The organism is Tessaracoccus yangjingae, from assembly GCF_054483935.1.
Genome location: NZ_CM137014.1, coordinates 1773858 through 1788008 on the forward strand (window position 1 = coordinate 1773858; position 14151 = coordinate 1788008).

At 73.3% G+C, this 14151-nt stretch carries 13 protein-coding genes; 11 read left to right on the top strand and 2 right to left on the bottom strand.

Annotated elements, in window-relative coordinates; genetic code table 11:
- Positions 1–11: 11 nt before the first annotated feature.
- Together ACX1D3_RS07720 and ACX1D3_RS07725 are read left to right on the top strand one after the other, a co-directional pair.
- Entirely contained in the window at positions 12–2963 is a 2952-nt protein-coding gene (locus tag ACX1D3_RS07720) for a glycosyltransferase (RefSeq protein ID WP_458996397.1), read from the top strand.
- Complete coding sequence (locus ACX1D3_RS07725; RefSeq protein WP_458996398.1) at positions 2960–4216, top strand: DUF5719 family protein; 1257 nt, start codon at positions 2960–2962, stop codon at positions 4214–4216. Before ACX1D3_RS07720 ends, ACX1D3_RS07725 begins: the two co-directional genes overlap by 4 nt.
- 11 nt (positions 4217–4227) lie before the next feature.
- Here ACX1D3_RS07725 and ACX1D3_RS07730 read toward each other — a convergent pair whose 3' ends face one another.
- Entirely contained in the window at positions 4228–4662 is a 435-nt protein-coding gene (locus ACX1D3_RS07730) for a metallopeptidase family protein (protein WP_458996399.1), read from the bottom strand.
- Positions 4663–4699: 37 nt separating this feature from the next.
- On the opposite strand from ACX1D3_RS07730, the gene ACX1D3_RS07735 reads away from it, so the two are divergent.
- From ACX1D3_RS07735 to ahcY, 6 genes are read left to right on the top strand one after another with little or no spacing between them, the layout of a single operon-like run.
- The gene (locus ACX1D3_RS07735; RefSeq protein ID WP_458996400.1) at positions 4700–5065 is read left to right on the top strand and encodes a DUF3499 domain-containing protein; all 366 of its coding nucleotides are present in this window, start codon (positions 4700–4702) and stop codon (positions 5063–5065) included.
- A 31-nt stretch (positions 5066–5096) separates the two neighbouring features.
- Positions 5097–6446: a phosphohexomutase domain-containing protein gene (locus ACX1D3_RS07740; RefSeq protein ID WP_458996401.1), complete on the top strand. Its 1350-nt coding sequence runs from the start codon at positions 5097–5099 to the stop codon at positions 6444–6446.
- Positions 6447–6482: 36 nt separating this feature from the next.
- Positions 6483–6677 (top strand): Trm112 family protein, encoded by a 195-nt coding sequence (locus tag ACX1D3_RS07745; RefSeq protein WP_458996402.1) that lies wholly within the window; start codon positions 6483–6485, stop codon positions 6675–6677.
- Complete coding sequence (locus tag ACX1D3_RS07750) at positions 6674–7693, top strand: SIS domain-containing protein (RefSeq protein ID WP_458996403.1); 1020 nt, start codon at positions 6674–6676, stop codon at positions 7691–7693. Before ACX1D3_RS07745 ends, ACX1D3_RS07750 begins: the two co-directional genes overlap by 4 nt.
- Positions 7694–7698: 5 nt before the next feature.
- Positions 7699–8145, top strand: coding sequence for a type II 3-dehydroquinate dehydratase (locus ACX1D3_RS07755; protein WP_458996404.1), 447 nt, complete (start codon positions 7699–7701; stop codon positions 8143–8145).
- 9 nt (positions 8146–8154) lie between these two features.
- On the top strand, positions 8155–9552 hold the full coding sequence (gene ahcY, locus ACX1D3_RS07760) for an adenosylhomocysteinase (protein WP_458996405.1): 1398 nt from the start codon (positions 8155–8157) through the stop codon (positions 9550–9552).
- Positions 9553–9559: 7 nt separating this feature from the next.
- Here ahcY and ACX1D3_RS07765 read toward each other — a convergent pair whose 3' ends face one another.
- A complete protein-coding gene (locus ACX1D3_RS07765; protein WP_458996406.1) occupies positions 9560–9802 on the bottom strand; it encodes a DUF3039 domain-containing protein in 243 nt (80 codons plus the stop codon).
- Between the two features lie 50 nt (positions 9803–9852).
- Here ACX1D3_RS07765 and ACX1D3_RS07770 point away from each other — a divergent pair, with 50 nt between their 5' ends.
- The 3 genes from ACX1D3_RS07770 to malQ are packed head-to-tail and all read left to right on the top strand — an operon-like array spanning position 9853 to position 14115.
- Complete coding sequence (locus ACX1D3_RS07770) at positions 9853–11208, top strand: MFS transporter (RefSeq protein WP_458996407.1); 1356 nt, start codon at positions 9853–9855, stop codon at positions 11206–11208.
- A gap of 34 nt (positions 11209–11242) precedes the next feature.
- Complete coding sequence (locus ACX1D3_RS07775) at positions 11243–11950, top strand: RDD family protein (protein ID WP_458996408.1); 708 nt, start codon at positions 11243–11245, stop codon at positions 11948–11950.
- Positions 11951–11961: 11 nt separating this feature from the next.
- A complete protein-coding gene (malQ, locus tag ACX1D3_RS07780) occupies positions 11962–14115 on the top strand; it encodes a 4-alpha-glucanotransferase (protein ID WP_458996409.1) in 2154 nt (717 codons plus the stop codon).
- The last annotated feature ends 36 nt before the right edge of the window (positions 14116–14151 follow it).

Consider the following 14151-nt stretch of genomic DNA (forward strand, 5'->3'; position numbering starts at 1 on the left):
GTCCGGACAGCTTGACCGAGGAACCGCAGCACGGACGCCTGGAGGACCTCTGGTCCTGGATCGACAACGAGGATCCGGCCGGTGAGGCCCCACCCATCGATCCGTCCACCGTCACCGCCGTCATGGTGGTCCACGACGCCGAGGACTGGCTGCCCCGACAACTGCTCGCCCTCGCCGGCCTCGAGCCCCGCCCCGGCCGCCTGGTGGCCGTGGACACGGCCTCGGCCGACGGCTCCCGGGACCTGCTGCTGCGCGCGACGGCAGAGGGGGTCCTCGACGAGTTCATCGACGGCGGAGAGGGCAGCACCTTCGGCGCCGCGGTGGCGCTCGGGCTGGGCGACACGGAGCCGGACTGGATCTGGCTGCTGCACGACGACTCCTCCCCCCGCCGCGACACTCTCGCGCACCTCCTCGACGGCGCGCGCCAGGCAGACGTCGTGGTGCCCAAGCTGCTCGAGCCGAAGCGCCGCAACTACCCCGAGACCCTCTCCGAGGTGGGCCAGGCGATCACGCCCGGCGGCCTCCGGGTGCCGATGGTGGAAGAGGGGGACGTCGACCAGCAGCAGACCGAGTCCCGCGACGTGCTGGGCGGGTCCACCGCCGGGCTGCTGGTGCGCGGCGAGGCGTGGCGGGAGATCGGCGGCCTCGCCCCCGAGGTGGAGCGGCACCGCGACGGTGTGGACCTGGGCTGGCGCGCCAACGCCGTCGGCTACCGCGTGCTCACCTGGCCCGCGGCGGCCCTGACCCACCGTCGCGCCGGCCGCACCGGCGAACGGCCCACACCGCGGCACCCGCACGAGGACGACCGCCTGGCCGCGCTCAGGGTGGCGGGCTCCCGAGGCGCCTCCAGGGTGGGCATCGTGCTGGCCTCGCTGGTGCGGGCGCTCGGCTTCCTGCTGGCCAAGTCGCCCGGTCATGCGGGCGCCGAGATCTCCGCGATGCGCGGCTACCTGCGCACTCCCGAGGCGACGGCGGCGCTGGCCACCCGGATGCCCGACGAGGACCTCACGCCCGCCGACCTGCTGCCCAACCGCTTCTGGCCGCTGCGCCACGCCGTCGACAAGCTCGGATCGGGGGTGGCGGAGCGCTTCCGGGACCTGCGCGAGGCGGACACCACCATCGACGACCTCACCGGCGACGACTTCGCGGGCGGGCCGGTCCGCCGTCGCGTGCTCTCGCCCGTCACCGTCCTGCTGGTGGTGCTGGCCGTGGCCGCCGGGGCGGCGGGTCGAACCCTGCTGGGCCTCGGCCCGGTCTCCGGGGGAGGGCTCCTGCCCGCGCCCGCGTCGATCGGCGCCGTGTGGGAGGCCTACCTCGCAGGTGAGGCGCCGTGGATGGGTGTGGCCGCCGTCGCGTCGCTGGCGGGTCTGGGCAGCCCCGGCTGGTTCGCGTTCCTCGCCCTGCTCGCCATTCCCGCGCTCGCCGGGCTGTCCGCGCTCGCCCTGCTGAGGCGCCTCGGCGTCGCGGCTGCCCCCGCGGCGGCCGTCTCCGCGGCCTGGGCCGGCGCGACGATCCTGCTGGGGCTGGTCACCGCCGGCGACGTCAGCGGCATGGTGCTCGCCGTCGTCGGACCCCTGCTCGCCCGCTCCGTCCACGCCGTGGTCCGCAACGACACGGCGGGCGCCGAGCGGCTCCGCGCCCCCGCCGGGGCGGCTTTCTGGCTGATCATCGCCTCGCTCGTGTGGCCCGTGCTGCTGCCGGCGGTCACCATCGCCGCCGTGGTCTGGGCGCTTCGGGACCGCGGGCGGGTGGTCGACGCCGCCGTCGGCGTGGCCCCCGCGTGGCTGTTCCTCGCGCCGTGGCTGGTGGTCCTGGCCACGCACCCGGGGAGGCTGCTGACCGGGGTGGATCCGCTCGCCTGGCCGGACTTCCCGCCGGCCTCCTTCGCGCTGGTGGTGGGGCGCATCCTGCCGTCGGGCCTGCCGCTGTGGGCCAACGTGGCGTTCTTCGCGGTGCTGGCGCTGGTGGCCGTCGCGGCCATGGCCCGCCTGACGGGGACGGCCTGGCGCTGGGCTGTGGTGTGCGTGGCGGCCCCGTTGATCGTCGGGACCCTGCTGTCGCGGCTGGTGGTCACGGTCGACGGCGGCACCGCGCGGGTCCTGCTGTCGCCCTGGGCGCTGCTGGTGGTGGCCGCCCTCCTCGCGCCGGTGGTGGCCGTGGAGCGCGCGGGCTCGTCGGTGTCGCGGTCGGCGCTGGCGCTCGGCCTCAGCGGGCTGCTGGCCGCCGGGGTGTGGGCCGTCGTGGGCTTCGCCGGGCCGGTCGCGGACCGCGCGTCCGCCCTGCCCGGCTACGTGCGCGACGTGCTCGACTCCCCCCGCGACACCCGAGCCCTCATGATCGAGCGCACCGCCGACGGGGTCCTCGCCTGGAACGTGGTGGATGCCAGGCAGCCCCAGTGGGGCACCGGCGAGCGCAACCCGGTGGGGGACTTCTCCGCCGAGTTCCTCGCCCTGGTGCAGGCCTTCTCCACCGCCTCGGTGCCCGACGACGTCGCCCAGCAACTCACGGGGCTGGGCGTCTCGCACGTCTGGCTGCGCGGATTCGGCCCTGAGACCAGGGCGGCGCTGGACAACGCTGCCGGCCTCACCAGCGCGGCCGCGGACGCGACCACGGTGGTGTGGACGGTGGTGGGCCTGGTGTCGCGCACGCAGGTCACCGACGGCGACACCGCCGAGCCGCTGCTGCGCGGCACCGTCGAGCCGGGCGGACCGGACCGCGTCCTGGTGGTCGCCGAACCCCCGGACGCCGGCTGGGAGGCCACCCTCGACGGGCGCGCCCTGGCCCGGGTGGACGGCGCGGAGCGGCTCACCTTCCAGCTCGGCGCCGACGGCGGCGACGTGGTGGTGCGCCCGGAGCCCCATCCCTGGAGGTTCGCCGTGCAGCTCCTCGTCGTCGTGGTGCTGGCCATCCTGGCCGCGCCGTCGCTGGGTGGCGCCACCGTCGCGCGAAGGGGACAGGAATGATCCGCAGAGCCGCGTTGTCGCTGGGGGCGTTGGTGCTGGTGGTGGCCGTCGCGGTCGGTCTCGCGCTGATCAGCCCGCTGCGGAAGCCGGCGGCCGAGGTGATCGAGCTGCCCCGCAGCACCAGCCTGACCTGCGCCCTCCCCGGCACGGCGCTGATCGGGGGCTCCGGACCGGTGACGGTCACCGCCCTCGACGGCGCCGCGCGCGAGGTCGTCGCCCCCGCGGCGGACCCGCTGACCGGGCCGGTCGAGCTCAGCGCGGAGAACCGGATCTCGGCCGGGGTGCTCCTGGCCCGGGCTGAGCCGGCCTTCGCCCCGTGCGGCACCCCTGCCACGTCGGGCATGGTGCTGGTCGCGGATCCGTCCACGGTGGAGCTGATCCTGGTCAACACCGATCCGACGGAGGCTGCCGTCGACCTGACGCTGCTCGGCCCGCAGGGCGAGATCGCGGCGGTGGGCGCGCGTGGCATCGCCCTCGCGCCGGGCGTCAGCCGCCGGGTGGCGCTGTCGGTGCTGGCAGCCACCGGGCCGATCGGCGTCGTCTTCGACGCGAGCCAGGGGCGGGTCGCCATGCTGGCCGCCGCCGTGGAGGGTAGGCGCGCGCTCGTCTCGCCGCCGACGACCGTGGCCACCGAGCACCTGCTCGCCGGCGCCCCTGCAGGCGCCACCGGCACCCGGCTGCTGGTGACCAACCCGCACGAGGACCGCGTGGACGTCGCAATCGAGGGCATGGGCCCGGCAGGGCCCTACGTCCCGGCCGTGGCGGAGTCGCTGTCCATCCCCGCCATGACCACGATCGCGGTCGATCTCACGGCCCCGCTGGCGGGCGAGGCGACGGCGGTGCGGGTCACCGCGCCCGAGGCGGTCGGCGCGGCGCTCGTCACCGGCGGGGCCGGTTCGCCGGCCACCGTGGTGGCGGGGGAGCCGGGCGCGGATCTGGCGGGGTTGGTCCCCGGCTCGGGCGTGCTCCAGCTCAGCAACCCCGGCCGCTCCGCGGCTGTGGTGGCCGAGGTCACCCTCACGCCGATCGGCGGCACGGCGGCCACGCAGGAGGTCACCGTCGAGCCCGGCTACACGGTGGCAGTGGCGATCCCCGCCGGGGATCCGGTGGTGGTCTCGGTCGCGGCAGACGGCGAACTGATCGCCGCCGCCTCCACGCCGGCACCGGCGGGCACCGTGGTGGTGCCGCTCGGCCCGGCGGCCGACGCCCCCGCGCTCACCCTGCCGGCCGAACAGCAGCCCGGCCTGCGCTGAGCCCGGCCGGCTCAGTCCTCGTCGTCCCAGTCGCCGCCCATCAGCTCGTCGATGCTGCGTCCCGTCAGGGTGGAGAGCTGCTCGACGATGGTGCGGTGCACCAGCCTGCGCAGCTGGCTGCGGGACGACGCGCGGTGCTCCAGCGGGCGCTCGAAGATGACGATCTGCGCGGACCTGCCGCGGCCAGGCTCGAGCGCCGCCGAGAGCGGCACCCGGTCCCCGGACCACGCCACGTTGAGGTGGGGCACGTCCTCGACGCCGACGATGACCCCGTTGAGCGCGTCGGGCGCGACGGCGGCGATATCCGCCATCGCGGAGGTCACGCAGTCGTTGAAGAAGTCCACGCGCGAGGGCCGGTGGAGGGGCACCGGGCGCCCGGTCCACTGGTTGGGGGCGGCCAGCGGGCCGCGGATCCCGCGCCCGTGCCGGTCTCGTCTGCGTGGCATGCGGCAACCCTAGTCCACCGTCGGGTACCGTCAGCCCGTGCGCAGATGCTCCCGTACCGCGTGCGTGGCCCCGGCCGTCGCCACGCTGACCTACGTCTACGCCGACTCGACCGCCGTCCTCGGCCCCCTCGCGTTGGCGGCCGAACCCGGCTCCTACGACCTGTGCGCCGTCCACGCGGAGCGCACCAGCGTGCCGAAGGGCTGGGAGGTCATCCGCCTCCCGCTCGACGGCCGGGTGCCCACCCCGGCGGTGCCGCAGGACGACCTGATGGCCCTGGCGGACGCGGTGCGCGCCATCGGGCTGCGCCACGACGACCCCGCCCCGGAGCCGGTCCGTCGCCCGGTCGAGCACGAGGAGCACGGCCGCGGCGGCCACCTGCGCCTCGTGCCGACGATCGACTGAGCCTCCCCGGCGCAGGCGATACGCTGGGCCGGTGCTAGCCCCCCAGATCTTCAAGGCCAACGACATCCGCGGCATCGTCGTCGGCGATCACCCCGAGTGGGACGCGGAGGGGGCCAGGGCCCTCGGGGCCGCGTTCGTCGAGTTGCTCGGGCCGGGCGAGTTCGTGCTCGGCCGCGACATGCGCGTCCTCGGGCGGGAGCTGTCGCTGGCCTTCGCCGACGGCGCCCGCCGCGCCGGGGCCTCGGTGGTCGACATCGGGCTGAGCTCCACCGACGAGTTGTGGTTCGCCTCCGGCTGGCTGAGCCTTCCAGGGGTGCAGTTCACCGCCAGCCACAACCCCGCCTCGTACAACGGGGTCAAGTTCTGCCTGGCCGACGCCAGGCCTGTGCCGGCGGATTTCATGGCCCGGCTGCGCGACATCGCCGCCACCGTCGGCATCGGCGCGGAGGTCACCGGCGGCTACCGGGAACTGGACGCTCTGGAGGCCTACGCCGACAAGCTGTCGGACCTGGTACCGCCGACGGGGGAGCGCGGGCTCACCGTCGTCGTGGACGCGGGCAACGGCATGGCCGGCCACACCGCCCTCACGGCGCTGGCGGGGCGCGGGCTCGACGTGGTGGGGCTCTACCTGGACCTGGACGGCACGTTCCCCAACCACCCCGCCAATCCGCTGGAGCCGGAGAACCTGGTGGACGCGCAACGCGCCGTCGTCCGGCACGGCGCGGACCTCGGCCTGGTCTTCGACGGGGACGCGGACCGCTGCTTCATCGTCGACGAGCGCGGCGGCGTGGTGGACCCCTCGGTGGTCACCGCCATGATCGCGGTCGCCGAGCTGGCCAAGCACCCGGGCTCCACCATCGTGACCAACACCATCACGTCGTGGTGCGTCGGGGAGGCGGTCGAGCGCCACGGTGGGCGAGTCGAGCAGTCCACCGTCGGACACACCTACGTCAAGGCGCTCATGGCCCGGACGGGCGCCGTGTTCGGCGGCGAACACTCGGCCCACTACTACTTCCGAGACTTCTGGTCAGCGGACACCGGCATGCTCGCCGCGCTCCACGTCATCGAGCTGGTGCGGCAGGCCGACCGGCCCCTGTCCGAGCTGGCCGCCGTCTACGACGGCTACCACCGCTCGGGCGAGCTGAACTCCACCGTCGAGGACGCCCCGGGGCACATGGACCGCGTGGCGGCGGCGTTCGAGGGTCGCGGCGAGGCGGACCGGGTGGACGGGCTCACCGTCCGCAACCGGGACGCCGGGTGGTGGATCAACCTGCGCTCGAGCAACACCGAGCCGCTGCTGCGGCTCAACGTGGAGGCCCGGGACGCCGACACCATGCGGGCCCTGCGCGATGAGGTGCTCGGCCTCGTCCGCGCCGGGTAGATTTTTCACCAAGCGACGACTCGTGGAGGTCAGACGATGATGGCAGACAAGACGATGGAGCTCTCGCCCGAGTTCATGGCCGTGGCGGCGTGCCCGGCGTGCCACGCCAAGTTCGCGGTGGACTACGACGCGCACGAGCTGGTGTGCACCGACCGGGCCTGCGGGCTGGCGTACCCGGTGCGGGACAACATCCCCGTGCTCCTCATCGACCAGGCCCGCAGCACGTTGTGAACGGGCAGCTGCAGTTCGACGACGGGCGCCTGGAGCACCCGGATCTCGACGCGCACGAGGGCCTGCGCCGGCTCGCCTCGACGGGGGCCCGGATCCGGCGGGCGGCCCTCTCGGAGCCTGTGGGCCACCTGGAGCGCGCAGACCGTCCGAGGGGGATCCTCGCGCTGGGCGCCGAGGCGCGGCTGATCCGCGCCGTGCTGGAGGGCACCTGCCCCGTCCCGTTCATGGCGTGGCCGGGCCCCGGGCTGCCCGCCTGGGTCGGGCCGCTGGACCTCGCCGTCGTCCTGGGCGACGACGACACCCCGGAGTGGGTCCTGCAGTGCGCCGTCGAGGCGATGCGCCGCGGGGCGACGATGATCGTGGCGGCGCCCGCGGGATCGCGGCTGGCCCGCATGACCGCCTCGCCGGCCACCACCCTGATCCCCGCCGTCGAGTCCGATCCGCTGTCCGCGGCGGTGGCCGTCCTCTCCCTCCTCGGCGACCTCGGGCTCGGGCCGGCGGTGCACACCGCGCACGTCGCGGACGCGGCGGACCTCGTGGCCGAGGCCTGCGCCCCGGGCCGGGACCTGTCGGACAACCCGGGCAAGGAACTCGCGCTGTACCTGGCGGACTCGCTTCCCCTCATCTGGGGCGGCACGGTGCTGGCCGGCCGCGCCTCGCGCCGGATCGCGGAGGCAGTCCGGCGCGCCTGCGGGCGCCCAGCCTTGGCGGCGGACGCGGCCGAGCTCGACACCCTGCTCTGCGCCGTCAACCCCCGGGACCCGTTCGCGGACCCCGTCGACGGCGTCGCCGAGGTCCAGCCGTGCCTCCTGCTGCTGGACGACGACAAGCTCACCGACCGGCTGAGCGACGTCGCGGACCGGCTGGCGCGGCGGGCCGAGAGCGTCGGCGTGCGCGTGGCGCGGATCTCGTCCGGCGACGCCGACCTGGCCCTCAGCGACGTGGAGCGCTACGTGACGCTGCTCCAGCGGGGCCTCTACGGCGCCGCGTACCTCGAGATCGGGCTGGCAGAGTAGTGGCCATGCGCAAGGTCTTCGTCCTCAACGGCCCCAATCTCGGGCGGCTCGGCACCCGGCAGCCGGAGGTCTACGGCGCCACCACGCACGCCCAACTCGCCGAGCACCTCGTCGGCACCGGGCGCGGGATGGGCCTGGACGTCGAGGTGCGCCAGACGGACCACGAGGGCGAGATGGTGGGGTGGCTGCACGAGGCGGCCGACGCCGGCGCCGCCGTCGTCCTCAACGCGGGAGCCTGGACGCACTACTCGTACGCAGTGGCCGACGCCGCGGCGCTGGTGCCCTTCTACGTGGAGGTGCACATCTCGAACGTGCACGGCCGCGAGGAGTTCCGGCAGCACAGCGTGCTGTCGGCCAAGGCCTCGGGCATCATCATCGGCTGCGGCGTGGGCGGCTACGACCTCGCGCTGGCCCACATCGCCGCGTCGGGGGAGGCGCCGCCGGCCGGGTAGAGTGGCCGCGTGGATTTTCGCGTAGCTGACCTGTCCCTCGCCGACTTCGGCCGCAGGGAGATCACCCTCGCCGAGCACGAGATGCCCGGCCTCATGGCCATGCGGGAGCGCTTCGGCGCCACCCGGCCGCTGTCGGGGGCGAGGATCGCCGGGTCGCTGCACATGACCATCCAGACGGCCGTCCTGATCGAGACCCTGGTGGCGCTCGGCGCCGAGGTGCGCTGGGCCTCGTGCAACATCTTCTCCACCCAGGATCACGCCGCGGCCGCCATCGCCGCGGCCGGGATCCCGGTCTTCGCCTGGAAGGGCGAGACGCTGGAGGAGTACTGGTGGTGCACCCGTCAGATCCTGCAGTGGCCGGACGGCGGGCAGCCCAACATGATCCTCGACGACGGCGGGGACGCGACGCTGCTGGTTCACCAGGGCGTCGCGGCGCAGCGCTCGGGCACGGTGCCCGAGGCGAAGGACGGGGACTCGCACGAGTGGCGGGTCATCCTGGACACCCTGCGCGAGGCCCAGGGGGCGGTGGACTGGCAGGCCCTCGCCCTCTCCGTCAAGGGCGTCACGGAGGAGACCACCACCGGCGTCCACCGCCTGTACGAGATGGCCCGCGAGGGCACGCTGCTGTTCCCGGCCATCAACGTCAACGACTCGGTCACCAAGTCCAAGTTCGACAACAAATACGGCTGCCGCCACTCCCTCATCGACGGCATCAACCGCGCCACCGACGTGCTCATCGGCGGGAAGGTGGCCGTGGTCTGCGGCTACGGGGACGTCGGGAAGGGCTGCGCCGAGTCGCTGCGCGGGCAGGGTGCCCGCGTCATCGTCACCGAGGTGGACCCCATCTGCGCGCTCCAGGCGGCCATGGACGGCTACCAGGTGGCCGCGCTGGGCTCCGTCGTGGACCGCGCGGACATCTTCATCACGGCCACCGGGTGCTGCGACGTGATCACCGCCGACGACATGGCCAGGATGAAGCACCAGGCCATCGTGGGCAACATCGGCCACTTCGACAACGAGATCGACATGGCGGGCCTCGAGACCCGCACGGACGTCGAGAAGATCGAGATCAAGCCGCAGGTCCACGAATGGCGCTTCGCGGACGGGCACTCCGTCCTGGTTCTGAGCGAGGGCCGGCTGCTCAACCTGGGCAACGCCACCGGTCACCCGTCGTTCGTGATGAGCAACTCGTTCACCAACCAGGTGCTCGCCCAGATCGAGCTGTTCACGAAGACCGAGGAGTACCCCGTCGGCGTGTACACGCTTCCCAAGCACCTCGACGAGGAGGTGGCCCGCCTGCACCTGGCGGCCCTCGGCGTCGAGCTGTCCACGCTCACCGCCAAGCAGGCCGGCTACCTCGGGGTGGATCCGAGCGGTCCGTTCAAGCCGGACAGCTACCGCTACTGAGCCCGGCTCACTCGCCCGGGTTCAGGGACTGCCAGATCTCCTTGCACTCCGGGCACACCGGGTATTTCTCGGGGTTCTTGGTGGGCACCCACACCTTGCCGCACAGGGCCACGACGGGGGTGCCGTTGACCATGGCGGCCACCAGCTTGTCCTTGGGGACGTAGTGCGAGAATCGGTCCTGGTCGCCGTCTTCGAACTGCTCGACGCGTTCCTGGGTGACGGTCTGGGATCCGGGGGCGAGCTCAGTCATGGGCCCATGGTAATGCGGACGGATGCGTCGGCGGGATCGGAGGGGAGAGCGTGGGTTCTGGGAGACGGACGCTGATCGTCGGGATCATGCTGTCGGTGTTCTCGGTGGCCTTCCAGTCCATCGGGCTGGCCACCGCCATCCCCACCGTCATGGCCTCGTTCGACGCCGCCCACCTGTACCCGTGGGCGTTCACGACGATGGTCTCCGGCATGCTGCTGGCCACCATCGTGAGCGGTCGGGTCGCCGACACCCGCGGCCCCGCCGCCCCCATGTACGCCGGGTTCGCCCTGTTCGCCGTCGGCCTGCTCCTCGGCTGGCTGGCGCCCAACGTCTGGGTGGTGCTCGCCGCGCGCGCGGTGCAGGGACTCGGCGCCGGGGCACTCAACCTCACGCTGTCGGTGACGGTGGCGCACGGCTTCGAGCCGCGCGACCGGCCCCGGGTGATGGCCCTGGTCTCCTTCTGCTGGCTACTGCCGGCGTTCGTGGGCCCGCCGTTCGCCGCGTGGTTGACGCAGTACGACTGGCGGCTCGTCTTCGCCACGATGCTGCCCCTGGTGGCGGTGGCGTTCGTGATGACCCTCCCCGGACTGCGCGGCGTGCAGGGGCGCTTCCGGGCGGGGGAGGATGACGTGACGCCTGTGGCGGTGCTCCCCACCGTCGCGGTCACGCTCGGCCCCTCGCTCATCCTGCTCGCCGGCCAGAACCTCGGCTGGGTCAGCGCGGCCTCCGGCGTCATGGGCCTGGCGGCGCTCGTGTGGGGGCTGCCCGGGATCCTCGCGCCGGGCACCCTCGGCTTCAGCCCCGGCATCCCCAGCGTGGTGCTGGCCCGCGCACTCCAGGCCGGTACCTTCTTCGCGGCCGAGACCATCCTGCTGGTCACCCTGCAGCAGCTGCGCGGCCTCAGCCCCTTCGAGGTGGGGCTCGCGCTCACCGTCGGCAGCATCGGCTGGACCACGGGCTCCTGGCTGCAGTCCCAGGCCTGGGTGCGGCTGGACCGCGGCGCCTACGTCACGGCCGGCGCGGCCTGCTCGACGGTGGGCATCGCCGCGATCACCGCCTTCGCGTGGTGGCCCGCGGTGCCGCTGGCGGTGGGCCTGGGGGCGTGGATCGTGGCCGGGCTGGGGATGGGCCTGACCATGCCGAGCTCCGCGGTGGCCGTCATGAGCCTGTCGTCGTCCTTCGAGCAGGGCCGCAACCAGTCGTCGATGCAGGTGGCCGAGTCCGTCGGCAACTCGGTGGTCACCGCCGTGGCGGGCGGCATCTACACCGCGCTGCTGCTCGTGCCGCCGCAGAAGCTGGCCTACTCGGCGCCGCTCGCGCTGCTCACCCTCGCGTCCGTCGCGGCCATCGTGGTGAGCCGCCGGATCGGGTATCTGCCCAACGAGCTGCACCGGCCTGCGGGCTGACGGTCCGCGCGCTGGTCATGGCATCCTTGGACCCATGACCTACACCCCCCAGCAGCCGCCCGCAGGATGGTACCCGGACCCGGCCGGCTCCGGCGGCGAGCGCTATTGGGACGGGATCGCGTGGTCGCAGGCCACACGTGACCCGCACATGCCCCCGCCACAGCCGCACGCCCAGCCGGGCTACGGCTATCCGCCCCAGGCCGGCTACGGCACGCCGATGGGCGCGCCCCAGTACCAGGCCGGTCGGCCCTACGCCGGGTTCGGATGGCGCGCGCTGGGCTTCATCATCGACTCGATCCTGCTGGGCATCGTGACGCAGATCGCGGCAGGCGTCCTCGGCCTCACCGTCATGATCGACACCATCCTGAACCGCTATCTCCGGGACCTGGAGATCTGGGTGGAGAACCCGGTCGCGGATCCGCCCGTGCCCGGGGCGGACCTGTGGACCGCGCTGCTCTACAGCGCCATCCTGGGCGCCACCATCATGGCCGTCTACCGCACCGTGCTGTACGGCACCCTGAGCGCCACCGTCGGGCAGCTCGTGCTCGGCATGAGGGTGGTGAAGGCGGGCGCCCCCGCGGACTCGAAGCTGGACTGGACTACCGCCGCCGTCCGCGGCATCGCCAGCGCCATCCTCTACGAGGTCATCTGGCTGATCAACGGACTGTTCGCCGCGTTCACCCGCGAGAAGCAGACCCTGGGTGACATGATCGCAAAGACCCACGTCCTCAAGATCCGTTAAGGGCACCCACCGTGAATGACCTCCACCCCGGCTTGAACCAGCTCGCCGAGCGCTTCGGCATCGCCCAGGAGTTCTGGGACTGGAAGGGCAGGCACGTCCCCATCCCGGCGGAGACCATCGTCTCCGTGCTGGCCGCCTTCGACGTCGACGCCAGCACCCCCGAGGCCGCGGACGCCGCGTTGACAAGGCTCGAGGACGAGCGATGGCTGAGGGCGGTGCCCTCGTGCACGGTGGTCGAGGAGGGTCGCGGCGTCCACGTGGCCGTCCACCTTCCCGCAGGCACAGACGTCCGCGTCCACGTGCGGCTGGAGTCGGGCGAGACCAGGCCCGCCTGGCAGTCGGAGAACTTCGCCCCGGACCGCTGGGTCGAGGGCCAGGCCATCGGCGAGGCCAGCTTCTGGCTCGGCGACGACCTGCCCACCGGCTACCACCACGTGGTGGCCCAGACCGTCACCGGCGTGCACACCGGCTCCCTCATCGTCACGCCCGGCTTCGTCGGCTTCCCTCCGGCCATGCGCGGCCAGCGGATCTGGGGCTACGGCACGCAGCTGTACTCCGTGACCTCGAAGCAGTCGTGGGGCATCGGCGACCTGGCGGACCTGGCGGACCTCATCACGTGGTCGGGCACCAAGCAGTTCGCCGGGTACGTACTGATCAACCCGCTGCACGCGGCCCAGCCCGTGCCGCCGATGGAGCCCTCGCCGTATCTGCCGGCGAGCCGCCGGTTCATCAATCCCATCTACATCCGGCCTGAGGCCATCGAGGAGTACGCCACCCTCGGCCGGTCGGTCAGGATGCGGATCAAGGCGCTGCGGCGCCAGGCCCAGGCCGCGGCCGAGACGTCCGGGATCGTGGACCGCAACGCCATCTGGCCGCTGAAGATCGAGGCGCTGCGGCTCATCCACGAGGCCGGGATGCGGTCCGCCCGCCGCATCGCGTACGAGGACTTCCGCCGCCGTGAGGGCGTCGGGCTGCGCAACTTCGCGCTCTGGTCCTGCCTGTCGGTGAGCCACGGCCAGCTGTGGACCGAGTGGCCCGAGGAGTTGCGGCGCCCGTCGTCACCGGAGGTCGCGGCGTATGCCGAGGCCAACGCCGCCGAGGTGGACTTCTTCGAATGGCTGCAGTGGATCGCGCAGAGCCAGGTGTCCGCCGCCCAGACCGTCGCGGCGGAGGTGAACATGCCCGTGGGCATCGTCACCGACCTCGCCGTCGGGGTGCACCGCCAGGGCGCGGAGACGTGGATGATGCCCGACGTGTTCGCCGCCGGGATGGGCGTCGGCGCGCCGCCGGACCAGTACAACCAGGCCGGGCAGGACTGGGGCCAGCCCCCGTGGCGGCCGGACAAGCTGGAGGAGCTGGCGTACGCGCCGTTCAGGGCCATGGTCTCCGCCGCGCTGAGGCGGGTCGGCGGCGTGCGCATCGACCACATCATCGGCCTGTTCCGCCTGTGGTGGGTGCCGATGGGGCTCGGCCCCACCAAGGGCACCTACGTCCGCAACAACCACGAGGCGCTGGTGGGCATCCTGGCCTTGGAGGCGCAGCGAGCGCAGGCCCTCATCGTCGGCGAGGACCTCGGCACCGTCGAGCCGTGGGTCCGCGACTACCTCGCCCGCCGCGGCATCCTCGGCACCTCGGTGCTGTGGTTCGAGGCCGGCATGCACGGCGAGCCGCTGGACGCGCAGTGGTGGCGCGAGTACTGCATGGCGTCGGTCACCACGCACGACCTGCCGCCCACCCTCGGCTACCTGGCCGGGGACCACGTCCGGCTGCGGGACCACCTGGGCCTGCTCACTGAGCCGCTCGGGGAGGAACTGGCCAGCGCGCAGCGCGAGCAGGCCGGCTGGCTCGCGAAGCTCGTCGACGAGGGGCTGCTCGATCCTGGTCAGGCGGAGGACCCGGTGGAGGTGATGCTTGCCCTGCACAAGTTCCTGCAACGGACACCGTCGAAGGTGCTGCTGGCGGGGCTCACCGACGCGGTGGGGGAGCGGCAGACGCAGAACCAGCCGGGCACGGTGGACGAGTACCCCAACTGGCGGGTGCCCCTGGCGGACATGCGGGGCAAGCGGATCACGCTGGAGGAGATCTTCAAGGCGCCCCTGCCGCGCCGCCTGGCCGCGGTGATGAACGGGGTCGACGAGCAGCCCGAGTCGCGCTGGGACCGTTGAGCGCTGCCGGCGCTGACCCGCGGACCGGGCGGAGGG